Source organism: Streptomyces sp. NPDC002779, from assembly GCF_042888685.1.
Taxonomy (GTDB): domain Bacteria; phylum Actinomycetota; class Actinomycetes; order Streptomycetales; family Streptomycetaceae; genus Streptomyces.
The window spans coordinates 190380-213995 of sequence record NZ_JBIAQC010000005.1 but is presented as its reverse complement, the minus strand read 5'-3'; the positions used below and the strand labels follow the sequence as shown (position 1 = coordinate 213995).

Annotated in this window: 22 protein-coding genes; 12 read left to right on the top strand and 10 right to left on the bottom strand. The window is 72.1% G+C overall.

Annotation, left to right across the window (positions count from 1 at the left end; all coding sequences use genetic code 11):
• Positions 1-7: 7 nt before the first annotated feature.
• Complete coding sequence (locus tag ACFYW5_RS16490) at positions 8-1810, bottom strand: ABC transporter ATP-binding protein (RefSeq protein WP_389417679.1); 1803 nt, start codon at positions 1808-1810, stop codon at positions 8-10.
• A gap of 91 nt (positions 1811-1901) precedes the next feature.
• Between ACFYW5_RS16490 and ACFYW5_RS16485 the strand changes: the two genes are divergently transcribed.
• Positions 1902-2345 (top strand): MarR family winged helix-turn-helix transcriptional regulator, encoded by a 444-nt coding sequence (locus ACFYW5_RS16485; RefSeq protein ID WP_389417678.1) that lies wholly within the window; start codon positions 1902-1904, stop codon positions 2343-2345.
• A 51-nt stretch (positions 2346-2396) separates the two neighbouring features.
• Here ACFYW5_RS16485 and ACFYW5_RS16480 read toward each other — a convergent pair whose 3' ends face one another.
• Positions 2397-3314 carry a peptide-N4-asparagine amidase gene (locus tag ACFYW5_RS16480; RefSeq protein WP_389417677.1) on the bottom strand — a complete coding sequence of 306 codons (918 nt, stop codon included), beginning with the start codon at positions 3312-3314 and terminating at the stop codon, positions 2397-2399.
• On the opposite strand from ACFYW5_RS16480, the gene ACFYW5_RS16475 reads away from it, so the two are divergent.
• The 5 genes from ACFYW5_RS16475 to ACFYW5_RS16455 all read left to right on the top strand — a co-directional run bounded on the left by ACFYW5_RS16475 (position 3198) and on the right by ACFYW5_RS16455 (position 8613).
• Positions 3198-3812, top strand: coding sequence for a peptide-N4-asparagine amidase (locus ACFYW5_RS16475; RefSeq protein ID WP_389417676.1), 615 nt, complete (start codon positions 3198-3200; stop codon positions 3810-3812). The genes ACFYW5_RS16480 and ACFYW5_RS16475 overlap by 117 nt on opposite strands.
• Positions 3707-5755 (top strand): ABC transporter transmembrane domain-containing protein, encoded by a 2049-nt coding sequence (locus ACFYW5_RS16470; protein ID WP_389417675.1) that lies wholly within the window; start codon positions 3707-3709, stop codon positions 5753-5755. Before ACFYW5_RS16475 ends, ACFYW5_RS16470 begins: the two co-directional genes overlap by 106 nt.
• Positions 5752-7569, top strand: a complete 1818-nt coding sequence (locus ACFYW5_RS16465; RefSeq protein ID WP_389417674.1) for an ABC transporter ATP-binding protein — start codon at positions 5752-5754, stop codon at positions 7567-7569. Before ACFYW5_RS16470 ends, ACFYW5_RS16465 begins: the two co-directional genes overlap by 4 nt.
• A gap of 279 nt (positions 7570-7848) precedes the next feature.
• Entirely contained in the window at positions 7849-8319 is a 471-nt protein-coding gene (locus tag ACFYW5_RS16460; protein ID WP_389417673.1) for a DUF5709 domain-containing protein, read from the top strand.
• 33 nt (positions 8320-8352) lie between these two features.
• Positions 8353-8613, top strand: coding sequence for a type B 50S ribosomal protein L31 (locus ACFYW5_RS16455; RefSeq protein WP_389417672.1), 261 nt, complete (start codon positions 8353-8355; stop codon positions 8611-8613).
• A gap of 20 nt (positions 8614-8633) precedes the next feature.
• Here the strand turns inward: ACFYW5_RS16455 and ACFYW5_RS16450 are convergent, their stop codons facing one another.
• Entirely contained in the window at positions 8634-9428 is a 795-nt protein-coding gene (locus ACFYW5_RS16450) for a metal-dependent hydrolase (RefSeq protein ID WP_389417671.1), read from the bottom strand.
• A 145-nt stretch (positions 9429-9573) separates the two neighbouring features.
• Here ACFYW5_RS16450 and ACFYW5_RS16445 point away from each other — a divergent pair, with 145 nt between their 5' ends.
• A complete protein-coding gene (locus ACFYW5_RS16445; protein ID WP_389417670.1) occupies positions 9574-12087 on the top strand; it encodes a DEAD/DEAH box helicase in 2514 nt (837 codons plus the stop codon).
• A 19-nt stretch (positions 12088-12106) separates the two neighbouring features.
• Entirely contained in the window at positions 12107-12976 is an 870-nt protein-coding gene (locus ACFYW5_RS16440) for an acyl-CoA thioesterase (protein WP_389417669.1), read from the top strand.
• Between the two features lies 1 nt (position 12977).
• On the opposite strand, the gene ACFYW5_RS16435 is transcribed toward ACFYW5_RS16440, so the two are convergent.
• The 7 genes from ACFYW5_RS16435 to ACFYW5_RS16405 all read right to left on the bottom strand — a co-directional run bounded on the left by ACFYW5_RS16435 (position 12978) and on the right by ACFYW5_RS16405 (position 19596).
• Entirely contained in the window at positions 12978-13874 is an 897-nt protein-coding gene (locus ACFYW5_RS16435) for a DUF6397 family protein (protein ID WP_389417668.1), read from the bottom strand.
• A 126-nt stretch (positions 13875-14000) separates the two neighbouring features.
• Positions 14001-14414 carry a roadblock/LC7 domain-containing protein gene (locus tag ACFYW5_RS16430; RefSeq protein ID WP_389417667.1) on the bottom strand — a complete coding sequence of 138 codons (414 nt, stop codon included), beginning with the start codon at positions 14412-14414 and terminating at the stop codon, positions 14001-14003.
• A 160-nt stretch (positions 14415-14574) separates the two neighbouring features.
• Positions 14575-15180: an ATP/GTP-binding protein gene (locus tag ACFYW5_RS16425; RefSeq protein WP_389417666.1), complete on the bottom strand. Its 606-nt coding sequence runs from the start codon at positions 15178-15180 to the stop codon at positions 14575-14577.
• 197 nt (positions 15181-15377) lie between these two features.
• Positions 15378-15791: a DUF742 domain-containing protein gene (locus ACFYW5_RS16420; RefSeq protein ID WP_389417665.1), complete on the bottom strand. Its 414-nt coding sequence runs from the start codon at positions 15789-15791 to the stop codon at positions 15378-15380.
• Positions 15792-15810: 19 nt separating this feature from the next.
• Positions 15811-16284 (bottom strand): roadblock/LC7 domain-containing protein, encoded by a 474-nt coding sequence (locus ACFYW5_RS16415; RefSeq protein WP_389417664.1) that lies wholly within the window; start codon positions 16282-16284, stop codon positions 15811-15813.
• Complete coding sequence (locus tag ACFYW5_RS16410; protein WP_389417663.1) at positions 16281-18788, bottom strand: nitrate- and nitrite sensing domain-containing protein; 2508 nt, start codon at positions 18786-18788, stop codon at positions 16281-16283. Before ACFYW5_RS16410 ends, ACFYW5_RS16415 begins: the two co-directional genes overlap by 4 nt.
• A 34-nt stretch (positions 18789-18822) precedes the next feature.
• Positions 18823-19596 carry an MHYT domain-containing protein gene (locus ACFYW5_RS16405; RefSeq protein ID WP_389417662.1) on the bottom strand — a complete coding sequence of 258 codons (774 nt, stop codon included), beginning with the start codon at positions 19594-19596 and terminating at the stop codon, positions 18823-18825.
• 173 nt (positions 19597-19769) lie between these two features.
• On the opposite strand from ACFYW5_RS16405, the gene ACFYW5_RS16400 reads away from it, so the two are divergent.
• The 4 genes from ACFYW5_RS16400 (at position 19770) to ACFYW5_RS16385 (ending at position 23577) form a co-directional block, all read left to right on the top strand.
• Positions 19770-20369, top strand: coding sequence for a class I SAM-dependent methyltransferase (locus ACFYW5_RS16400; RefSeq protein WP_389417661.1), 600 nt, complete (start codon positions 19770-19772; stop codon positions 20367-20369).
• Between the two features lie 169 nt (positions 20370-20538).
• A complete protein-coding gene (locus ACFYW5_RS16395) occupies positions 20539-20835 on the top strand; it encodes a hypothetical protein (RefSeq protein ID WP_389417660.1) in 297 nt (98 codons plus the stop codon).
• A 137-nt stretch (positions 20836-20972) separates the two neighbouring features.
• The gene (locus ACFYW5_RS16390) at positions 20973-21878 is read left to right on the top strand and encodes a hypothetical protein (RefSeq protein WP_389417659.1); all 906 of its coding nucleotides are present in this window, start codon (positions 20973-20975) and stop codon (positions 21876-21878) included.
• Positions 21879-22191: 313 nt separating this feature from the next.
• On the top strand, positions 22192-23577 hold the full coding sequence (locus ACFYW5_RS16385; protein ID WP_389417975.1) for a tannase/feruloyl esterase family alpha/beta hydrolase: 1386 nt from the start codon (positions 22192-22194) through the stop codon (positions 23575-23577).
• Positions 23578-23616: the final 39 nt, after the last annotated feature.

Here is a 23616-nt window from a genome sequence, read left to right as displayed (position 1 = left end):
CATATCTTCATCTTGTCGGCTCCAGTTGGGCGTCCCGGCGGACCAGCGCCGCGTACCGCCCGTCCCGCCCCAGCAGTTCCTCGTGCGTGCCGCGTTCGACGGCCCGTCCGGAGTCCAGGACGACGATCTGGTCGGCGCCCCGGATCGTGGACAGCCGGTGCGCGATGGTGAGCGTGGTGCGGTCGGCCGAGAGCGCGTCGATGGCCTCCTGCACGGCCCGTTCGGTACGGGTGTCCAGGGCGCTGGTCGCCTCGTCGAGGATCAGCACCGGGGGGTCGCGCAGGATGGTCCGGGCGATGGCCAGGCGCTGCTTCTCACCGCCGGAGAAGCGGTGACCGCGCTCGCCGACCACGGTGTCGTACCCCTCGGGCAGCGACGCGATGTGGTCGTGGATCTGCGCCGCCCGCGCCGCCTCGTGCAGTTCCTCGTCGGTGGCGTCCGGCTTGGCGAAGCGCAGGTTGTCGGCGACCGAGGCATGGAAGAGGTACGTCTCCTGCGAGACGACGCCGACCGCCCGGGCCAGGGTGTCGAAGTCCAGGTCGCGGACGTCGACTCCGTCGAGGGTGACCCGGCCGCCGGTGACGTCGTAGAGCCGCGGCACCAGGTGACCGAGCGTGGACTTGCCCGCGCCGGTGGGGCCGACGACCGCGAGACTTCCACCGGCGGGGACGGCGAGGTCGACGCCGTCGAGGATGGGGGCGCCCTCGTCGTCGTAGCGGAACTCGACGTTCTCGAAGCGGACCTCGCCCCTGATCTTGTCGAGGCGGACCGGGCGTTCGGGCTCGGTGATGTCGATGGGCAGGTCGAGGTATTCGAAGATGCGCTGGAACAGGGCGAGCGAGGCCTGGATCTGGACGCCGGTGCCGAGCAGGCTGACGGCCGGGCGGAACAGGCCCTGCTGGAGCGAGACGAAGGCGACGATCGTGCCGATCGAGACCTCCGGGCCGCTGAACTTCAGGGCCAGGCCCGCGGTCCAGTAGATGACGGCGGGCATCGCGGCCATGACGATCGTGATCACGGCCATGCGCCAGCGACCGGCCATGTTGGAACGCACTTCGAGGTCGACAAGGCCCTCGGACTCCACCGCGAAGGACTGCGTGAGCGAGTCGGAACGGCCCATCGTGCGCCCCAGCAGGATGCCGCTGACGGAGAGCGACTCGGTGACCGTGGCGGCCATCGCGGCCATCTGCTTCTGGCGCTGGGTGGTGATCTTCTTGCGTTCGTTGCCGACCCGGCGGCTGATCCACACGAACACCGGGAGCAGCAGCAGCGAGACCGTGGTCAGCCGCCAGTCGAGGACGAGCATCGCGGCGATCGTGGCGACGACGCTGGTGAAGTTGGCGACCAGCGAGGTGGCGGTGGAGGTGACGGTGGCCTGCATGCCGCCGATGTCGTTCGCGATCCGGGACTGCACCTCGCCGGTGCGGGTCCGGGTGAAGAAGGCCAGCGACATCCGCTGCAGGCGGCCGTAGACGGCGGTGCGCAGATCGTGCATGACGCGCTGGCCGACGGTGGTGGAGATCAGGGTCTGCAGGACGCCGAAGACGCTGGTGAGGACGGCGCTGAGGATCATGCCCAGGGCGAGCAGGCTGAGCAGCCCGGTGCGGCCCTCGGGAATGGCGACGTCGAGGATCGCCTTCAGCAGGAACGGCGTGGCCACGGACACCAGCGAGGCGGCACCGACCAGCAGGCCGACGACGGCGAGGCGACCGCGGTAGGGGCGGAACAGACGCAGGATGCGGCGCACCTGCCGGGGCTGCTGTTCGGCCTCGGTCGGCGGTGTCCAGACGGGTTCGCGATCGGGATGCATGGGCTCCTACGGAGGGGTGAGACGGGACTGACGGAGCTTAGCTCATTGTTACCTATGCTCACAATGAACTACGTCCTGATATTGTTCCCGTATGACCACCCCAGATCCCGACGGCACGCTCGCCGAGCAACTGCTGCGGTTCACCCGGCGTGTGCACCGGATCCAGAAGCGGCACATCGAGCAGTCCGGACTGGGCGTCACCCCGGCCCAGTCCAGGCTGCTGCGCACCCTCGCGCACTACCCCTCGCCGCCCCGGATGGCCGACCTCGCCGAGCGTCTCGAAGTGGTTCCGCGGGCCGTCACCTCGCTGGTCGACGGCCTGGAGGCGAGCGGCAAGGTGCGCCGGGTGCCGGATCCGACGAACCGGCGGGTGATCCGGATCGAGCTCACCGAGGACGGGGTCAAGGCGCTGCGGGCACTGCACGGGGCACGCCGCTCGGCGGCCCAGGAGATCCTCGCGCCGCTCACGGACGGCCAGCGCGAGGTGCTCGGCGGGCTGTTGGACACCCTGGTGGACGGGGTCAACCGCTGCTGAGCGCCGGGGGCGGACGGTGATCCGACGCGCTGTCGTTCAGCAGCCTGTCGTTCAGCAGCTCTCCCGATCCTCCGTCAGTACGCCCTGGTCGGTGGCCAGCTTGCGGTCGTAGCAGCCGCCGGGCACGTGTGAGCCGTACAGCCGGTAGCGCTCGCTCGACGTGCCCACCGCGCGGCGTCGGTCGCGCGGCACGTTCACGGTCCAGGTCGCGTCAGCGGCGTAGGTGTCGTCCAGTCCCGACCAGGCGGTGCGCCGCCCGTCGCGCGTGGTGACGGCCGACGCCCGGTCGCCGAGGCGCAGCACGGTGCGCAGCCGGTCGTCCGCGCCGAGCGTGGTCGTGCCGTCCATCGTGTACGTCCGGTCCGTGCGCATCGTCCTGGCCGGTCCGGGTCCGTCGACCGTCACCGACTCGTCGTCGCGCCAGGTGGCGTCGAGTGCGTCCATGGTCTCGCCGTCGGTCCAGCGATGGACGGAGGTGTGCGCCAGTGACCTGCGGACGGTGGTGGTCACCCGGCCGTGCGAGGTGTCGACGTATCCGGCGACGGCCGGCCGGTGCCCGCTCTCGGTGTCCACCCGGTGCTCCGGACCGGACGTGTACGTCGAGCAGTTGGCGAGGCCCTGGTCCCGGTGCGCGGTGAGCGCGCCGGTGACGCGGGCGCGGCCCTCGTCCTGCCGGACCAGGATGTTGACGGGGGCACTCCAGCCGGGCCTGCCTTCGGGCAGTCCGGCGACGGAGACCTGGGTGTCGTGCGGGCGGCCGCCGTTGAGGATCCCGGCGAACGGCGTCAGGTCGTAGGTGATCGGCCGGACGTCGGAGGTGCACGGTCCGGGAACGACGTACCAGAGGAAGGGATGGGACCAGCCGCCGGTCCACACGTGCGGGAAGGGCGCGGCGACACCGGCCAGTCGGCCGTCCACCCTGGCCTGGACGGCAAGGTCAAGGGCCGTCAGTACGACCGCCTCGGCCACGTCAGCGTGGGCGGAGTCGAGATCTTCCGCACATCGATCCCGCAGCCCTCGCCGGACGGCATCGCATGGTCCGTCGAGAAGGACGTCACACAGCACGACCTTGTTCCAGCGGTCGCCGCAGTCGGCGGGCGGGGTGTACGTGCCGCGGTACGGCGTGAATCGGAGCGGAGACGGGCGGGGTACGGGAGGCGTGCGGGCGGGTCGGCCAGCCGTGGGTCCCGCGGCTGCCGGAACCTCTGGGTCCGGTGGGGTCCCAGGGGACAGCCGGATCGTTTCGGCTCTGCGGAAAAACCGGTTGCCCCCGACCACGCTGCGACGCGAACCTGTCACGGTTTGCTGCCGCAGCGCGCGGTGCCCGCCTCTCCGCCCCCGACCCGAGCCACTGGGACGTCATGCAGATTCAAGACCTTCCGTATCCCGACCCAGGCGTCCCGGACGCCCGCTCGGGACCCCGCTTCCTGTGGTGGCTCTTCCGGAACCAGCTGGGCGGACAGCTGAAGGCGCTGGCCTGGGGCCTGGTGCACTTCGTGTCCGTCGCCTCGCTGCCGTTCTGCGTCGGACTCGCCATCCAGGCCGTCGTGGACCGCTCCGGCAGCCGGCTCGCCCTCGCCGGCGGACTGCTGGCGGTCGCCTGCGCCGGCAACGCCCTCGGCGACACCTTCCTGCACCGGGCCGCCGTCACCAACTGGATCGTCGCCGCGGCCCGCGTCCAGCAACTGCTCGCCCGCAAGGCCGCCCTGCTCGGCTCCGCGCTGACCCGGCGCGTCGCGGCCGGCGAGGTCGTCGCCGTCTCCACCGGTGACGTCGAGCGGATCGGCTGGTTCGTGGAGGCCGTCTCCCGGTTCACCGCGGCCGCGGTCACCATCGTGCTGGTCTGCGTCGGCCTGGTGCTCTACCAGCCCGCGCTCGGCGTGATCGTCGCCGTCGGCCTCCCGGTCCTGGCGCTGGCGGTGCTGCCGCTGCTCCCCCGGGCCACCCGGCGTGCCGACGTCCAGCGCGAGAAGGCGGGCCGCGCCACCGAACTGGCCTCCGACACTGTCGCGGGGCTGCGCGTGCTGCGCGGCATCGGCGGCGAGGAACTCTTCCTCGACCGCTACCGCAGCGCTTCCCAGGAGGTCCGGCACGCCGCCGTGCGCAGCGCCCGGATGTGGGCCCTGATCGCCGCGATCCAGGTCCTGCTGCCCGGCCTGCTGCTGATCGCGGTGGTCTGGTACGGCGTCCATCTCGCCCGCGACGGCCGCATCGCCGTCGGTGAACTGGTCACCGCCTACAGCTCGATCATGCTGCTCACCTACCCTCTGCGGCACTTCGAAGAGATCGCCATGGCCTACTCCTTCTCGCGCCCCGCGGCTCGGCGGGCCGCTGGGGTGCTGTCACTGGAGCGAGCCGTCGACGACCGGGGCACCGCCGGGTCGCGCGCGGCGGACCTGCCGTCGGGTGACCTGTACGACCCGGCCACCGGACTGCTCGTGCCCGCGGGCCGGTTCACCGCCGTGGTGTGCGGCGACCCGGACGCGGCGGGACGCCTGGCAGAACGGCTCGGCGGCCACCCCTCCGAGGCCGGCACATCGGTCCTGCTGGGCGGAGTACCGCTGGACGAACTGCCGCTCGACACCGCCCGCACGGCCGTCCTCGTCCAGGACAAGGACCCGGTACTGCTGTCCGGCACCCTGCGCGAACTGCTGGACGTGCCCAACTCGGGCGCGATCGGCTCGGCACAGGCGCTGGCGGCGGCCCAGTGCGCGGATGTGCTGGCCGCGCTGGCCCAGGGCTCGCTCTCCGCCGCGGATCCGATGGACGCGCTCATCACCGAGCGCGGCCGGTCCCTGTCCGGCGGCCAGCGCCAGCGCCTGGCTCTGGCCCGGTCGCTGGTGACGGACCCGGAGGTGCTCGTCCTCGACGAACCCACCTCCGCCGTGGACTCCCACACGGAGGCGCGGATCGCGGACGGCCTCCGGGAACTGCGCGCGGGGCGCACCACCGTGGTGTTCACCTCCTCACCGCTGCTCCTGGACCGGGCCGAACGGGTCGTCCTCGTCCACGACGGCGAGGTCACGGCGGTCGGCGAACACCGGGAGCTGCTGCACAAGGAGCCGCTGTACCGGGCCGTGGTGACGCGGGAGACGGACGAGGAGGCGGCACTGCGGGAGGCTGCGGGGGCGGACGGGGACGGTGGGCCGGACACCGGGGTGGATTCCCGACCGGACACCGGGCTGGGCACCGGGGTCGATTCCCGGCCGGACGCGGGGCTCGCCCCCCGGCTGGACTCGCGGCCGGACACCGGACCGCACCCTCGGCCGGACGGGGATGCGAGGCAGGACGCGGATGAGCGGCACGACGCGGATGCGAGGCGGGGCCGCGGTTCCCGGCTCGGGGGCGACTCCCCGCTGGCGGGCGCCGCACGGCTGGACGCACGGGAAGAAATCGAGGAGAGCGCATGATCGGCGTCGCGCCACCGGCCTACGACCCCGCCGCCCCGACGACGGCGAACACCCTGCCCGTCGGCGCCCCGGCCACCGTAAGGGACTACGTGACCGAACTGTTCCGCCGGCACCGCCGGTCCTTCCTGCTCCTGATCGCCGTCAACACCGCCGCCGTCGTGGCCTCCATGGCCGGGCCGTGGCTGCTCGGCGGGCTGGTCGAGCGGGTGTCGGACGGGGCCCGTGAGCTCCATCTGGGGCTCACCGTCTCGCTGTTCCTGGTCGCACTCGTCATCCAGGCGGTGTTCGTCCAGCAGGTGCGGCTGCGCGGCGCGATACTCGGCGAGCGGATGCTGGCCGACCTGCGCGAGGACTTCCTGGTCCGGTCCGTCGGACTGCCGCCCGGCGTGCTGGAACGCGCCGGGACCGGCGATCTGCTGTCCCGGATCACCACCGACATCGACCGGCTCGCCAACGCCATGCGCGAAGCCGTGCCCCAGCTGGCCATCGGCGTCGTGTGGGCGGCCCTGCTGCTGGGCGGACTGGTGATCACCGCGCCGCCCCTGGGCGCCGCGGTGCTGGTCGCCGTACCGCTGCTGGTCGTCGGCTGCCGCTGGTACTTCAAGCGGGCGCCCGCCGCCTACCGCTCGGAAGCCGCCGGCTACGCGGCCGTCGCCGCCGCCCTGGCCGAGACGGTGGACGCCGGCCGCACGGTCGAGGCCCACCGGCTCGCCGACCGCCGGATCGAACTGTCCAAGCAGCGGGTGCGGGAGTGGACCGCCTGGGAGCGCTACACCCTCTGGCTGCGGTCGGTGCTCTTCCCGGTCATCAACGTCACCCATGTCACCGTCCTCGGCTCGGTCCTCATGCTCGGCGGCGTGTTCGTGCTCCAGGGCTGGATCGGGGTCGGTGAGCTGACCACGGGGGCGCTCATCGCGCAGATGCTCGTCGACCCGGTCGGCCTGATCCTGCGCTGGTACGACGAGCTCCAGGTCGCCCAGGTGTCGCTGGCCCGCCTCGTCGGGGTCCGGGACATCGAGCCGGACGCCGGGGACGCCTCGCTCGCTCCCGACGGACGTGACGTCCACGCCGACCGGGTGCACTTCGGCTACCTCGAAGGCGTGGACGTCCTGCGCAAGGTGTCCCTGGAGGTGGCCCCCGGCACCCGGCTGGCACTGGTCGGCCCTTCCGGCGCGGGGAAGTCCACGCTGGGGCGGCTGCTCGCCGGGATCTACGCGCCCCGTAAGGGCCGCATCGCCCTCGGCGGCGCGGAGCTGTCCCGGATGCCGGCCGAGCGGGTCCGCGAGCATGTGGCCCTCGTCAACCAGGAGCACCACGTCTTCGTGGGCTCCCTGCGCGACAACCTGCTGCTCGCCCTTCCTCACTCGCGTCTGCCGTCGAAGGCGGGGGTGGCGGACGACGCCGTCGACGCCGAGCTGTGGGCGGCGCTCGGAGCGGTCGACGCGGACGGCTGGGCCCGCGCGCTCGACGACGGCCTGGACACCGAGGTCGGCTCGGGCGGCTTCGCACTGACCCCGGCGCAGGCGCAGCAGATCGCCCTGGCCCGGCTGGTGCTGGCCGACCCGCACACGCTGGTCCTGGACGAGGCGACGTCCCTGCTCGACCCACGGGCCGCCCGCCATCTGGAACGCTCGCTGGCCCGCGTCCTGGAGGGCCGCACGGTGGTGGCCATCGCCCACCGCCTGCACACCGCCCACGACGCCGACGTCATCGCCGTCGTCGAGAACGGCCGCATCAGCGAGCTGGGCAGCCACGACGAACTGGTCGCGGCGAAGGGCGCCTACGCGGCGCTCTGGCAGTCCTGGCACGGCTGAGACCACCGGCCGGACCCGGGCCGTCGGTGCCGGGTGCACCCGTCCCGGGCCGGAGGGAACGCCCCTCCGGCTCGGTACGGCGCCCGACGACCGATCCCTCCCGCCCCGGAGCTGTGCCGTTGCGCGGGGGTGAAAAGGGGTGGAAGGGTGGATAGCGGCACCGGTTCGGGGAGCACCCGGGAAGCATGCGGCACGCGTCGGGCGCAGCCAGTGCCCCGCGCGCCGGCCTGTCGCCGATCGCGGTGACGACGGGCCCGTCCCCACCACCTGGAGGTACCCGTGAACAGCGCCGACGGATGGGGGGACGACGTCTACCAGCCCGACGCGTCCGAGATCCAGGACGACGCGGGGCTGCTCGACGCCGAGGACACCCTGGACAACGACGGCGTCGACGATCCTCTCGACCGCGGCTGGTCCCCGCCGGAGCGACCATGGGCGGTGGAGCACAACGGTGTGACGGCCGCGGAGCGCCACCAGGGCGAGACCCTGGACCAGCGGCTCGCCGAGGAGCTGCCCGATCTCGCCACCCCCGACGGCGACGGCCTCGGCGACTGCGAGGGCACCGACGGCGAACTGCTGGACAACGAGGTCGGCGCCGTCCGCTCCGGCCGCCTCGTCGCCCCCGACGAGGGCGCCCACGAGGACGAGGAACCCGCGCTGGTCGCCACGGACGTCGGCATCGACGGCGCCGCGGCCTCGGCCGAGGAGGCCGCCATGCACATCGTCGACGAGGAGTCCCTGTCCGGCTGACGCAGCCGTCAGGACAGCCCACGAGGAGCCGCCATGCAGCAGGACAAGCACCCCGACTACCAGCCGGTCGTCTTCCGGGACCGCGCCGCCGGCTACGCCTTCCTCACCCGGTCCACCGCGACCAGCGGCGAGACCATCGAGTGGGACGACGGCGAGACCTACCCGGTCGTGGATGTGGAGATCTCCTCGGAGAGCCACCCCTTCTACACCGGCAAGGCACGCACGGTGGACTCGGAGGGCCGGGTCGCCCGCTTCGAGCGCCGCTACGGCGGGGCAGGCGCCGAAGGAACCTGACCGGCAAGGGCCTCGCTCGCTCAGATCACGTTGAGGGCCGCGGCACCGCCCACGCCGCCGAGCAGCATGAACGCCGGCATCAGCACCTTCAGCTCCACCCAGCTGCCCGCCCGGAACCGCAGGACCTTCGGCGGCCCGATCGGGTACCAGCGCTTGCGGCCCAGCGGGATCGGCCACAGGATCGGGCAGCCCGACACCGTCAGCGCGTCCCCGATGTCGTGCACCAGCGCCCCCAGCACGATCGGCAGCCCGAGCCACAGATACTCCTGGCCCGGCTCCGTGAACAGCCAGTCCGCGCCGTTGCCCGGCTTGGCCAGCACCCCCGCCAGGATCCAGGCGCTGGTCGCCCCCAGCAGCCAGACCAGGACATCGCTGCCGGATCCCCGCGTCGCCCGCCACAGCAGACCCTCGATGGCCAGCACCACGTGCGCGAAGAGGATCCCCAGCACCGCCCAGCGCCCACCGTTGACCGCCAGCGCCGAGGCACCCGCACCGATCAGGACCGCCCACAGCCAGGTGTGCGTGAGCGTGCGGTGCCCGCCGGAGCGACGCGGGTCGCCCTGCTTCTTGGTCGCCTTGTAGACGGCGTAGGAGAGCTTGTCGACGATCTCGCACAGCCCCCGGGAGAGCGGACCGAAGGCCCGGGAGATGGTGGCCGCCTTGTGATCGAGGTCCGGGGCCAGCGCAGCACCGGCACAGACCAGTGCGCCGACCAGCACGACGGGCCAGGGCATCGGGCGCCCGGTCGCGGCGGCAGCCGCCCCGACGCCCAGCCAGGCGGCGGCGCCCGACAGTGAGTGTGCTGGTCCCATCATGGCCGTTGCCCGCCCCATTCCTCGTGTGCCGCTGTCCAGTTGACGGAGTGCGCCGACGTGTCGTCGGCGACACAGCGTAGCGTTCGTGATCTTCGTGCGGGCAGCCGATTCCCTCGTCGGCCAGGACGACAGGCAAGATGGGTGGGTGACCCTCATCGATCAGCTGCCGCCGACCCCCGACCCCGACGCCCTCTACGAAGCCTTCGAGTCGTGGGCGCAGGAGCGCGGTCTGACTCTCTACCCCCACCAGGAGGAGGCGCTGATCGAGGTGGTGTCCGGCGCGAACGTGATCGTGTCGACGCCCACCGGCTCCGGCAAGAGCATGATCGCGGCGGGTGCCCACTTCGCCGCCCTCGCCCGGGACGAGGTCACCTTCTACACGGCCCCGATCAAGGCGCTGGTGTCGGAGAAGTTCTTCGAGCTGTGCAAGCTCTTCGGCACCGAGAACGTCGGCATGCTCACCGGCGACGCGTCGGTCAACGCCGACGCCCCGGTCATCTGCTGCACCGCCGAGGTCCTCGCCTCGATCGCGCTGCGCGACGGCAAGCACGCCGACGTCGGCCAGGTCGTCATGGACGAGTTCCATTTCTACGCGGAGGCGGACCGCGGCTGGGCCTGGCAGATCCCGATCCTCGAACTGCCGCAGGCGCAGTTCGTGCTGATGTCGGCCACGCTCGGCGACGTCTCGATGTTCGAGCAGGACCTCACCCGGCGCACCGGCCGCCCCACGGCCGTGGTCCGCTCGGCGACCCGTCCCGTACCGCTGTCCTACGAGTACAAGTTCACGCCGCTCACGGAGACCCTGACCGAGCTGCTGGAGACCAAGCAGGCGCCGGTCTACATCGTGCACTTCACCCAGGCCCAGGCGGTGGAGCGCGCGCAGGCGCTGATGAGCATCAACATGTGTTCACGCGAGGAGAAGGACCGGATCGCCGAGCTGATCGGCAACTTCCGCTTCACCACCAAGTTCGGCAGCAACCTCTCCCGCTACGTCCGGCACGGCATCGGCGTCCATCACGCGGGCATGCTGCCCAAGTACCGCCGCCTGGTGGAGAAGCTCGCCCAGGCCGGTCTGCTGAAGGTCATCTGCGGCACGGACACGCTGGGCGTGGGCGTCAACGTACCCATCCGCACGGTGCTGTTCACGGCGCTGACGAAGTACGACGGCAGCCGGGTCCGCACGCTGCGCGCCCGTGAGTTCCACCAGATCGCGGGCCGCGCCGGCCGTGCGGGCTTCGACACGGCGGGCTTTGTCGTCGCCCAGGCGCCCGAGCATGTCATCGAGAACGAGAAGGCACTCGCCAAGGCAGGCGACGACCCGAAGAAGCGGCGCAAGGTCGTCCGCAAGAAGGCGCCCGAGGGCTTCGTCGGCTGGACGGAGAACACCTTCGACAAGCTCATCTCCTCCGATCCCGAGCCGCTGACGTCGCGTTTCCGGGTGACGCACACCATGCTGCTGTCGGTGATCGCCCGGCCCGGCAACGCCTTCGAGGCGATGCGGCATCTGCTGGAGGACAACCACGAGCCGCGCAAGCAGCAACTGCGGCACATCCGGCGCGCGATCGCCATCTACCGCTCGCTCCTGGACGGCGGCATCGTCGAGAAGCTCGACCAGCCGGACGCCGAGGGCCGGATCGTGCGGCTCACCGTCGATCTGCAGCAGGACTTCGCGCTCAACCAGCCGCTGTCCACCTTCGCTCTGGCCGCGTTCGAGCTGCTGGACCCGGACTCGCCGTCCTACGCCCTGGACATGGTGTCCGTCGTGGAGTCCACCCTGGACGACCCGCGGCAGATCCTCGTCGCCCAGCTGAACAAGGCCAAGGGCGAGGCCGTCGCCGCGATGAAGGCCGACGGCGTCGAGTACGAGGAGCGCATGGAGCGCCTCCAGGACATCAGCTACCCCAAGCCCTTGGAAGAGCTGCTCTTCCACGCGTACGACACGTACCGCAAGAGCCACCCCTGGGTCGGCGACCATCCGCTGTCGCCGAAGTCGGTCATCCGCGACATGTACGAGCGGGCCATGACCTTCACGGAGTTGGTGTCCCATTACGAGCTGGCCCGCACCGAGGGCATCGTGCTGCGCTACCTGGCGAGCGCCTACAAGACCCTCGACCACAACATCCCGGACGATCTGAAGTCCGAGGACCTTCAGGACCTGATCGAGTGGCTGGGCGAGATGGTCCGCCAGGTCGACTCCAGCCTGCTGGACGAGTGGGAGCAGCTCGCCAACCCCGAGGTGATGACCGCGGAGGAGGCCCAGGAGAAGGCCGACGAGGTCAAGCCGGTCACCACCAACGCGCGTGCCTTCCGCGTCCTGGTCCGCAACGCCCTCTTCCGCCGTGTCGAACTCGCCGCGCTCGACCAGGTCGAGGAGCTGGGCGAGCTGGACGCCGACGCCGGGTGGGACGCGGACGCCTGGGGCGAGGCCATGGACAAGTACTGGGACGAGTACGACGACCTCGGCACCGGTCCCAACGCCCGCGGCCCGAAGCTGCTGGTGATCGAGGAGGAGCCGGCGAACCGGCTGTGGCGCGTCCGCCAGATCTTCGACGACCCGAACGGGGACCACGACTGGGGCATCAGCGCGGAGGTCGACCTCACGGCCTCCGACGCGGAAGGCCGCGCGGTGGTCCGCGTCACCGACGTAGGCCAGTTGTGAGCACAGGAGAATCCCACCCATGACGACGAATCCGGCCGAGAAGCTCGTCGACCTGCTCGACCTGGAGCAGATCGAGCTCAACATCTTCCGCGGCCGCAGCCCCCACGAGTCTCTCCAGCGGGTCTTCGGCGGCCAGGTGGCAGGCCAGGCACTGATCGCCGCCGCGCGGACCACGGACGGCGACCGTCCGGTGCACTCGCTGCACGCGTACTTCCTGCGCCCGGGCCGGCCCGGTGTGCCGATCGTGTACCAGGTCGAACGGGTGCGGGACGGACGGTCATTCACGACCCGCCGGGTCACCGCCGTGCAGCAGGGCCGCACGATCTTCAATCTCACCGCCTCCTTTCACAAGCCTGAGCAGGGAAGCTTTGAACACCAGCTGCCACCGGCCCGGGAGATCCCGGACCCGGAGTCGCTGCCGACGGTCACCGACGAGATCCGGGAGCATCTGGGGGCACTGCCGGAGCAGTTGGAGCGGATGGCGCGCCGCCAGCCCTTCGACATCCGCTATGTGGACCGGCTGCGCTGGACGCCCGAGGAGATCAAGGACGCCGAGCCGCGCAGCGCGGTGTGGATGCGGGCGGTCGGCCCCCTCGGCGACGATCCGGTCGTGCACACCTGCGCGCTGACCTACGCCAGTGACATGACCTTGCTGGACGCCGTGCGCATCCCGGTCGAACCCCTCTGGGGGCCGCGGAGCTTCGACATCGCGTCGCTGGACCACGCGATGTGGTTCCACCGGCCGTTCCGCGCGGACGAGTGGTTCCTGTACGACCAGGAGTCGCCGATCGCCACGGGCGGGCGCGGTCTGGCCCGCGGGCGGATCTACGACATCCAGGGACGGCTGCTGGTCTCCGTCGTCCAGGAAGGGCTGTTCCGGCCGCTGTAGCTCAGACGCCTCTGCGACGCAGCCAGCCCAGCAGACCGTGGGGCGGGCGGGCTGCGTCGGGCACCGCGGTGGCCGGGCGGGGTTCGTCGGGCACCGCGGTGACCCGCTTTGCCGTGGGGCGCGGGGCGGGCCGGTGCTCGCGCGCCTCGTCCACGGCCCGCGCGAGGTCGGCCCGCAGCCAGCCGATCTCGTCGGCGTCGTCCGCCGTCATGATCTGCTCGCACAGGCGCGCGGCCGGTGATCCCGGTGCTCCGTGCACGGGCGGCCCGGGCCGGAAGCGGTGCAGATGGGAGCGGTCGTAGGGGTCGGTGACGACCTCCGCGATCTGAACGGGGTCGAGGAAGGCGGACACGGCTCCGGCCCGCTGCCACAGATCATCGGTCTGCCGCAGCAGGAATCCCAGATGGCGTCCGCGCCAGTTCCGCGGCCGCATGTCCAGGCCGGCGTCCAGCTGGTCCCGCAGCCCTTCGGGGGTACGGGCCCTCAGCAGCGGCGTGTTCTTCTCGTCGGCCGCGAACTGCCGTAGCTCCTCGGCCAGATACATCCAGACCACGGCCCGGTAGCGGTTGAGGTAGTAATGCACGGGCACCACCAGGCCCAGGCGGGCCAGGCGCGTGAACCGGCCGGGCGGCACCTGCATCAGGGCCGCCCCTTCCGTGGTGCCGACCGCCTTCACCCGCTCCAGGAGCGTCTCGGGAAAACCGTGCGAGGCTCGCACCCGCTCGATCTCCGCCCGGTCGACGCGGCGGGCGCCGCCTCCCGCCGCGTCGGGCACGGTCCGGATCTGGTTGAGGTGGACCGCGAGGTCGAACTCGCGCCGCTTCAAACCCAGTTCCCGTGCGGCCCGCCCGGGTGTGCAGGACGTGCCGTGCTGTGGGGTGATGGTGTCGCCTGTCATCGTCGCTCTCCCCCGTGGAGTCCGATGCTCACGCTGTGTGCGTTCGCCGTGACAGAACCGTAGCCGCTGCGGCGGATCTCGGCGCGAGCCTGTGGATAACTCCGCGGAGCAGAGCAAACGTGCAGGTCAGAGGTCTGTGGGAAAATCTCGCTCCGGCTTTCGGGCGTCGACCGCGAGGTGCTCGCCGACCCGGTTGACGAGCAGCGTCATCTCGTACGCGATCTGACCGATGTCGGCCTCCGCTCCGCTGAGGACGCAGAGGCAGCTGCCGGTCCCCGCGGCGGTCACGAACAGCACCGCGTCGTCGAACTCCACCATCGTCTGGCGCACTCTGCCCGCGCCGAAGTGATGACCGGAGCCCTTGGCGAGGCTGTGCAACCCGGAGGAGACCGCCGCCAGATGCTCGGCGTCCTCGCGGCGCAGTCCCGTGCTCGCCCCCGTCACCAGCCCGTCGTTGGACAGGACCAGCGCATGCCGCACATGCTCCACACGCTCGGTCAGATCGTCCAAGAGCCAGCCCAGTCCCTGATTCTGCGCCATGTCCTGTCTCCCCGTGCGATGTCTCCCCCTTGGTCGAGGGGGTATCTGCTCGCCAGCCTCGCCGACGAGCCGGGCTCCGGCAAGGAGGACGGGGGCACGGCACAGAAGATGACCGACACGGAAGGTCCTGGCGCACAAGTCCGTCGCGGGTGCAGCCGGTTCAGCTCACCGAGTCGAGCAGCCGGGCGGTGTGCATCCGCCCGGCGTACTCGACGAGCCGGATGAGCACCTCCTTGCCCGAGTCGCGGTCCCGGGCGTCACAGAGCACCACAGGGGTGCCGCTGTCGAGGTCGAGGGCCCGCGAGACGTCGCGGGCGCCGTAGGCACGGGCGCCCGTGAAGCAGTTGACGGCCACCACGAACGGGATGTGCCGGTGCTCGAAGTAGTCCACGGCCGGGAAGCAGTCCTCCAGGCGGCGGGTGTCGGCGAGGACCACGGCCCCCAGGGCGCCCTGGGAGAGCTCGTCCCACAGGAACCAGAAGCGGTCCTGGCCGGGCGTGCCGAACAGATAGAGCGAGAGCCCGGACCGGATGGTGATGCGCCCGAAGTCCATGGCCACGGTCGTGGTGACCTTCTGGTCCACGCCATCGGTGTCGTCCACCAACTGTCCGGCCTCGCTGAGCAGTTCCTCGGTGCGCAGCGGCCTGATCTCACTGACCGCGCCGACCAGGGTCGTCTTGCCCACGCCGAAACCGCCGGCGACCAGGATCTTCAGCGCCAGGGCGGCGGTCTCGCCGTCCGGGTCGGCGGAGTGCTCGGAGACCATCGATCACTTCTCTCGGGAGTGCCGGCAACGGGCGACGTCGTCGGGTGCGCACCGCGGCCTGACGGAACGCGCGTGCGCGGTTTCAGTGCGTGTGTGCGAGGTCAGCATGATGACAACTCCAGCCCCTCCGCGAGGGATTCGACCGGTTCTTGCCCTATGCGACCGACTGGCGGTGCTTCCGTGTCCTGAACCGTCATCTACAGCGCCCGCAATCCTTCGATGACTTCCCGCAGAATCCGTTCGTCGGGAAGCTGCGCGGGCGGCACCGGGCGGCTGACGGTGACACGACCCATCTCCAGGAGGTCACCGAGGAGCACGCGGACGACGCCCACCGGAAGGTCGGCGCCCGCGGCGAGTTCCGCGACCGACTGCGTCTCGGGCCGGCACAGGTCGATCAGTGCCCGGTGCTCCGGTCCGAGGGCGGTGTCGTCGTCGACGCGCGGGGCGCTCGCGTCCAGGGTGACGAGCGCGATCAGGTCGAAGCGGACTCCGGTGGGACCGGATCTGGTGCGTCCGCCCGTCATGGCGTACGGGCGGACGAGGGGTCCGGCCTCGTTGTCGTACCACTGGCTGCCCTGCTCGCGCGGGGCGTCCCTGAGGTCTTCGTTCATCGGTACCGACCGCCCTGCCTCAGCCTGCGGCGGGCGGCCGTACGGCGACGCGCGGGGCGGTGCGGAGGTGTTCGCCGACACGTTTCACCAGCCGCGCCATCTCGTAGGCGACGAGGCCGATGTCGGCGGTCACGGCGGTGAGGACGGCGAGGCAGGAGCCGTCGCCCGCGGCGGCCACGAAGAGGAAGCCGTCGTCCATCTCCACCATGGTCTGGCGCACGCCACCGGCTCCGAAGTGCCGGCCCGCGCCCTTGGCGAGACTGTGGAAGCCGGACGCGACCGCCGCCAAGTGTTCGGCGTCCTCGCGGCTGAGGTCGGTCGACGCGCCCACGGCGAGCCCGTCGTTGGAGAGCACCACCGCGTGGCGCACCTCGCTGACGCGCAGCACCATGTCGTCCAGCAGCCAGTCGAGTTCGCCGGATCTCCCCCACTCTCGGCTTCGCTCGCGCGGGGGGACCCCCACGCCGTCCCTCATGCCGGGGTCCTGGATCATGCGGGGTCTCCTTCGCTGCTGTCTCTGCGCACTGTGGGATCGGGCCCGCCGCCGCGTCCGGGTCGCCGCCCGCCGCCGCGCGTCCAGCCGTCGCGGTACGCCGCCATGCGGTCCCGTACGAGTTCGGGCGTGCGCCGGTCCTCGTCCTGGGCGGACGGCCGGTCCGGCTCCTCGGTGTGCGGCTCGCGCAGTTGCGGTGCGAGGCTCGCCTGCCGGACGCGGCGCGGGAGGTCGTCGGTGCCGTCGGAGTCGTCCGGTGGGCGGTGCAGTCGCAAGGTGGTGACTCCGGGGGGCGGGGTGGCGGTCTTCGCGGCGATGGGTGCGGGGGCCACCAGCGCGGGCCGGCCGGCCGGTGCCTCGACCGGCTCCTGGTGCGCGGCGCCGCCGGGCACGCGCGCGTACTCGCGTTCGGCGGGCCTGGGCGCTTCGGCGGCCTTGCGGGGGGAACGTTCCGCCGCGCCGCCGTGCAGCAGCGAGGTGGGCAGCAGGACGACCGCGGTGGTGCCGCCGTAGGGCGAGGTGCGCAGGTGCACCTTGATGCCGTGCCGGGCGGCGAGCCTGCTCACCACGAAGAGACCGAGCCGGTCGCTGTCGAACAGGTCGAGCGCCTCGGACTGTTCGATGCGGCGGTTGGCCTCGGCGAGGGTCTCCTTGCCCATGCCGAGCCCGCGGTCCTCGACCTCGACCGCGTAGCCGTTGCCCACGGGTTCGCCGGTGATGCGCACGCGCGTGTGGGGCGGCGAGAACTGAGCGGCGTTCTCCACGAGTTCCGCCAGCAGGTGGGTGAGGTCGGCGACGGCCGCGCCGACGACGGCCGTCTCGGGCAGCTGTCGTACCTCCACGCGCGCGTAGTCCTCGACCTCGGAAACGGCCGCGCGCACGACGTTCGTCAGGGAGACCGGCATCCGCCAGGCACGGCCGGGTGCCGCGCCGGACAGGATGATCAGGCTCTCCGCGTGTCGGCGCATACGGGTGGTGAGGTGGTCGAGCCGGAACAGGTCGCTCAGTTCGTTCGGGTCGTCGGAGCGGCGCTCCATGCTGTCCAGCAGGCTGAGTTGCCGGTGGACCAGGACCTGGCTGCGGCGGGCGAGATTGACGAAGACCCCGGAGATGCCGCTGGCCAGTTCGGCTCGCTCGACGGCGGCGCGCAGGGCGGCGCGGTGGACGGTGCCCAGGGCCTCGGCGACCTGTCCGCTCTCGTCCTCGGCGGGCGGCCCCGGCGGGGCCTCGGCCCGGACGTCGATCTCCTCTCCGGCGCGCAGTCTCCGCATGGCTTCGGGCAGTTTGCGGCGGGCGATCTCCAGGGCGCTGTTGCGCAGGCTCACCAGCTCCACGACCAGGCCGCGGCCGATGCGTACCGAGATCACCAGCGAGGCTGCGACGGCGGCGAGGCCGAACAGCACGGCGGCACCGGCCGGGGTGAGCAGTCCCCGGGTGAACGGGTCGGCCCGCTCGGCGACTCCGCGTCCCGCGTCGGCCTCGATGGTCCGCATCTCGCCCTGCACGCGCGCGAGTGCCCGGTCCCAGGCGGCCTGCGGGGCGATGTGGATCGCGCGGGTGCCCGGTGCGGCGGCGAGGACCGCGTCCTCCGCGGCGCCCACGGCGGCATAGTCACCGCCGGAGGCGAGCTTGTGCCAGGCGGTGCGCTCGGGGCCGCGCAGGTCGGCGACGGCGGCCTCGGTGAGAGTACGACGGGTCTCGACCGCGCCGGCGAACAGCCGCAGTCGGTCTCCGTCGAGCTTCAGGCGGGCGCCGACCAGTACGGCGTCCTCCTGGGCCAGCGCCTCCCCCGCGCGGGAGAATTCGAGCAGTACGCGCGCGTCGGAGCCGAGCTCGGCGTCCTGGATGCCGGTGAGGGCGCCGCCCACGGAGAAGGCCGCCGCGATCGTCTCGGTGTACCGCTGGTAGGTCTGCTCCCAGCCTGCCCTGCGGTCGAGCACCGCGGTCCGCAGCGAGCCGAGCCGTTCGGCGCCGGTGACGAACTCCTCCAGCCGCTGGGCCACTCCGGCGGGCAGTTCCTCGGCGTCGGCGACGGTGCTGCTGTCGCCGAGGCGCAGCTCGGCCACGGCCACGTCGGTGCGTTCGGTGAGCTTGCGGTAGTCGCCGGCCTGCACCGCGGCGGGGTCGGTGGCGAGCCGTACCGCACTCGCGCGCTCGGTCTGGAGAGCGGCGACGGCGGCCGCGACGGGGGTGCGGATCTCGGCGTCGACGCGCTGGACCTGCCGTAGTCCGGAGACGTCCTGCGCGGTGGTGACCGTGGCGTGCGCCCACAGGGCCAGCAGAGAGACCACGGGCACCATCAGCAGGCAGACGATCTTGGCCCGGACGGTGCGCGGCCGGATCCGCCATCCCCCTCCGCGCGTGGGCGTGTCCTCGGGCAGCGCGCCCGCCTGCTCGTCGGGGCTTTCGTCGGCGGGCGGTCCCGCGTGGGCGCGGCGGCCGCGCACAGGCGGTGCCGACGGCGTCTCGGCGCCGGGTGCGGTGGTCCTACGGGGTGTACGCATGGCCTCCTCGCTCGGAAGTAGTTCGTGCCGGTGGCTAGCGGGCGGCGCTCTCGACCGGCCGCTGGGCGGAGGCAGAGGCCGCGCGCTCTCCCGTCGTCGGGGAGAGGGCGACGAAGGCCGAGGTCAGGAAGAGATAGGACCCGAGGCCGACGGCGAGGGGGAAGATGAACTGCATCGCCGTGGCCCCGGGCAGGACGTCCCCGGCGGGGGTGACCCGCACGCTCACCGCGAACATCCCGGTGTAGTGCATGCTGCTCACCGCCGCGCCCATGATCAGGGAGGCGACGGTGACGGCGACGGTCGACTTGATGTTGAGCGCCGCCCACAGCGCCGCCGTCGCGGCGACCACGGCGATCAGCACCGAGAGCCCGACGAGGACGGGGTCGTAGCTCACCTCGCCGTGCAGGCGCACGGCCGCCATGCCCAGGTAGTGCATGCTGGCCACGCCGAGTCCCGTGGTGAGGCCGCCCAGGAACAGCGCGCGCGTGCGGTCGCGGCCGTAGCCGACGGCGAAGACGCCGGCGCACACAACGGCCATGGCGACGAGCAGGCTGGCGACGGTCAGCGGCACGTCGTAGCGGATGTCGGTGCCGCTGACGCTGAACCCCAGCATGGCCACGAAGTGCATGGTCCAGATGCCGGTGCCGATGGCCGAGGCGGCGGTGACGAGCCAGTTGCGGCGCGAGCGGCCGGTGGCGCCGAGGGCGCGGACGGTGCAGCGCAGACCCAGCGCGGCGCCGATGCAGGCCATGGCGTACGACAGCGCGGGGGTCAGCCACCCCAGGGCGGCGTGGTCCAGGTGTCCCATGGCTCAGGGACGCTAGTCGGGGCAGGGGCGCACAAAGAGGGCGCATTTCGAAAGCTGTTGGAATATGACACGGCTTTCGCCCAGAACGATCGACTGCCGCTCGAACATGTGCGCCGCTGCGTCATCTCTGGAGGGGAGGAGGTCACTCCCTCCGGTGAGGGATCATGCGGAACATGAGCGACGACCACACACATGTCCAGGAGTTCTTCACCGCCCGCGCCGCCGAGTGGGACGCCAGGTTCCCCGACGACGGCCCCGCGTACGACGCCGCGGTCGCCGACCTCGGTCTGCGCGAGGGCGACCGCGTCCTCGACGCGGGCTGCGGCACCGGACGGGCCCTGCCGCCACTGCGTACGGCCGTGGGGCCCTCGGGAGTGGTCCTCGGCGCCGATCTGACTCCGGCCATGCTGGAGGCCGCCGTACGGGCAGGACGGCACCGGGACGGGCAGCTGCTGCTCACCGACGTGTCCGCGCTCCCACTTCGCTCGGAGTCGCTCGACGCCGTGTTCGGGGCAGGGCTCATCGCGCATCTGCCCCATCCGGCGCGGAACCTGCGGGAGTTGGCCCGTGTGGTGCGCCCGGGCGGCACCCTGGCCCTGTTCCACCCGATCGGCAGGGCGGCCCTCGCGGCCCGTCAGGGGCGGCAGATCACCCCGGACGACCTGCGGGCGGAGGCCAACCTCCGGCCGCTGCTCGCCGGTTCCGGGTGGCGCATGACGTCGTACGTCGATGTGGACGCACGCTTCCTGGCACTCGCCGTACGGGAAGGCTGAGCGCTCAGCTGCTTCCAGGGCCCGGGCTGACGGCGTAGCGCGGCCCGGCGGGGTACCCGGTGCCCTTGGCCGCGCCGTCCCCCTTCTGCCGGCGGAACTTCAACCCTACGTTGAACAGCAGGAGAGGGACGATCAGCCAGGGCAACCCCGTAGGGGGAAGGTGGTCAGCATGTTCGGCAAGGTCCGGCAGTCCTGGGACAGAGTTCTGGACGCATGGCGCACGGAGTCCGCCGGCGATCACGAAGGGCGTACGCACAACCTGTTCGAAGCCGCCGCGGCCTACGTCTCGGCCTGCGCGGAGGACGACCAGGAGCGCATCGACGAGACCGCGGGATGGGTGTCGCCGGAGGCGCTGTCGTTCGGGGTGAACGAGCTGGCGTGCCGGGCCGTCATCGCCCTCGCGCGGGAACGCGACGAGTCCCCCCGGACCGTCGCGCGGGACCTCCTCGGCCTTCCGGCGGCCTGAACCGCGCCGCGATCTCAGGTCGATTTCACCCCGTCCAGGCGGAAAACTGCAGCTCCGGGTGGGTCGGCACGTCGTGACAAGGGCCTTCCGCTCGCATTAGGGTGCGCGCCGATGGACGAACCAATGGGGAGGCTGGGATGGCCGGGACGGACGAGGACGCCGTCGCCGCCGAGGACGACGCGCTCTATGTGCTGACGGCGGTGCTGCTGACGCCTGCGAAGTTCCCGAGCGTGCTGGGCGACGACTATCCGGAGGCGTGCGCGGCGCTCGGCCTCGCGCCCCTCGCCGACGGGTACGGGCTGGTGCTCGGCCAGGACGGCGACGGTGCCCGGTGGACGGTCGTCATCGACGACGTCTCGCTGGTCGCGGTCGCCATCGCGTCCTGGGACTGCGGCATGGAGTACGACCTGTCGCCCGACGAGCGCACGGTCGTCGCCGCCCTGCCCGGCTGGCCCCTGGCGGTCGCCGTCGCGGCCCCCAACGTGCCCGCGCCGCACGACCCCGACCCCGACGAAGCCGACGGTCCGCCCCTGGCACCGCCGGACACCTCCACCTGGGGCCCGGCACAGCGCCGGCTGGGCGCCGATGAGATCGCCCTCCAGTGGGCGCTGTGGCGCGAGCAGCTCGACGACACCGACTTCCCGGCTCCCGGGAGCGGCTCCGAGGCCGCCGAGGGCCAAGAGGCGGCCCAGGAGGCCGCTGAGGCCGCCTCGGAGGAGACCGCGGGCGAGTCCCCGAATGCGTCTTCGGGCGGCGGCGAGCCGAAGCCCAAGGGACACAGCGGCATCCGCCGGGTCCTCGCCGAGGCCCGCGCCTACGTGGACACCCCGCCGCCCCTCGGACGGGTCCGGTCCGCCTTCGCCTCGGGCGACGCCCGCACCCTGCGCGCCGACGGTCCCGGCTGGTCGCTCGTGGCCAGGACCGACGACATCGCCTTCGTGCTCCTGGACGACGAGCCCGGCGAAGTCCTGCCGGTGGGCCGCGGCCCGGAACTGCCGGGTCTGCTGGAGGCCCTCGACAAGCTGGCGGTACGCCCCAGCTGACGCCGTCGACCTCGGGCGCATGCCATCGCCGGCAGCGCCGGAGACAGGCGGCCCGTAGCCCAGGAGACACAGGAACAGGCGGCCCCGCGGCCAGGGAGACACGGGGATACCGGATCGCGGCGAGCACTGCGGCACGCGCGCATGCGCTACGGAATGACGCCCGCCGACATGACACCCGCCGGCACGTCGTCCGCACCCATGCGACGGCGCCGTTCCATGTGGCCCCAACCCATGGATGAGGGGACCGAAGAACCACACCATGGGGCAGCTCCGACGCCGCCCCTGGCGTCAACTCCCGTCCCTGGAGGTCGCCATGCGCCTGTCCCGAGGTGTTCCCGTCGTCGCCGTCACCCTGATCGCGGCCGCGCTCATCGGGCCGACGTCCGCCGGGGCGGCAACGGTCGGCGAGGACCATTGCGGCCGCCAGGAGCGGGTGCGGATCCCCGGCGCGGCCTTCCAGCAGAGCGCCTGTCTTCCGGACCTGACCACCACGGGCCTCGCCGGGACCGCGTACACCGACCTGGCGGACCAGGCGGGGCTGACGGCCGCCGGCACCCGGGTGCCGTCCGGGGTGCCGGGGATCCAGATCGACGGCTACTTCCCGGACTCCTCGCGCTTCAACGCCACGCACGGCTGGAAGCACGACGCGCAGTTCGTCCTCCGGCTGCCGGACCGCTGGAACGGCGGCCTGGTCGTCACGGGCGCGCCCGGCACGCGTCGGCAGTACGCCACGGACAAGGCGATCTCGGACCAGGTGCTTGCCCAGGGCTACGCGTACGCGGCGACCGACAAGGGCAACAACGGTTCCGACTTCTACCGCGACGGCACCCGGCCCGGTGACGCGGTGGCCGAGTGGAACACCCGGACCACGCAACTCACCCGCGCCGCCCGGAAGGCCGTGGCCCAGCGCTACGGGCATCTCCCGCGCCGCACGTTCATCACCGGCATCTCCAACGGCGGCTACCTCACCCGCTGGCAGCTGGAGAACCACCCCGAGCTGTACGACGGAGGCGTGGACTGGGAGGGGGCACTGTGGACCGCGGACGGCCCCAACCTGCTCACCTCGCTCCCCACCGCCGTGGCCCGCATGTCGGGTGCCGCACGGGACGAGGATCTGTACGCGGTGGGCTTCGCGCGCGGCTCCGAGTTCCTGTGGCCGTACCACGAGAGGGCCTACTGGGGTGTCACCCAGAAGATCTACCGGGCGGAGTTCGACCCAACGTACGCCCCGGGCTGCCCCGGCCCCTCCGCCGGCACGACCGCGGAACAGATCCTCGCGCCCTGCGCCGAGGACGCGACCTACGACTACGCCTCCCGTCCCGCCTCCGTCCATCGCGCGGTGGCCCGGGTGGCGCTGACCGGACGGATCGGCAGACCGCTGATCACGCTGCACGGCGATCTGGACGCGCTGCTGCCGAAGGCGGCCGACTCCGACGTGTACGCGCGCATGGTCGGCGCAGCCGGTCGGGGCTCGATGCACCGCTACTACACGATCGAGGGCGGCACGCACGTGGACGGGCTGTACGACACCTATCCGGACCGGCTGCGACCGATCCTGCCCTGCTACCGCTCGGCGTTCGACGCCCTGGTCTCCTGGGTGGACCGGGGAGACCAGCCGCCCGCGGACGGAACTGTCGACAGGCCCGCGAGCGGCGACGTGATCAACTCCTGCGCCCTGTCGGATCCGGCCGAGCGCTAGCCGGCGGGCCTGGCCGGCGGATCATGCCGGCCAGGCCCT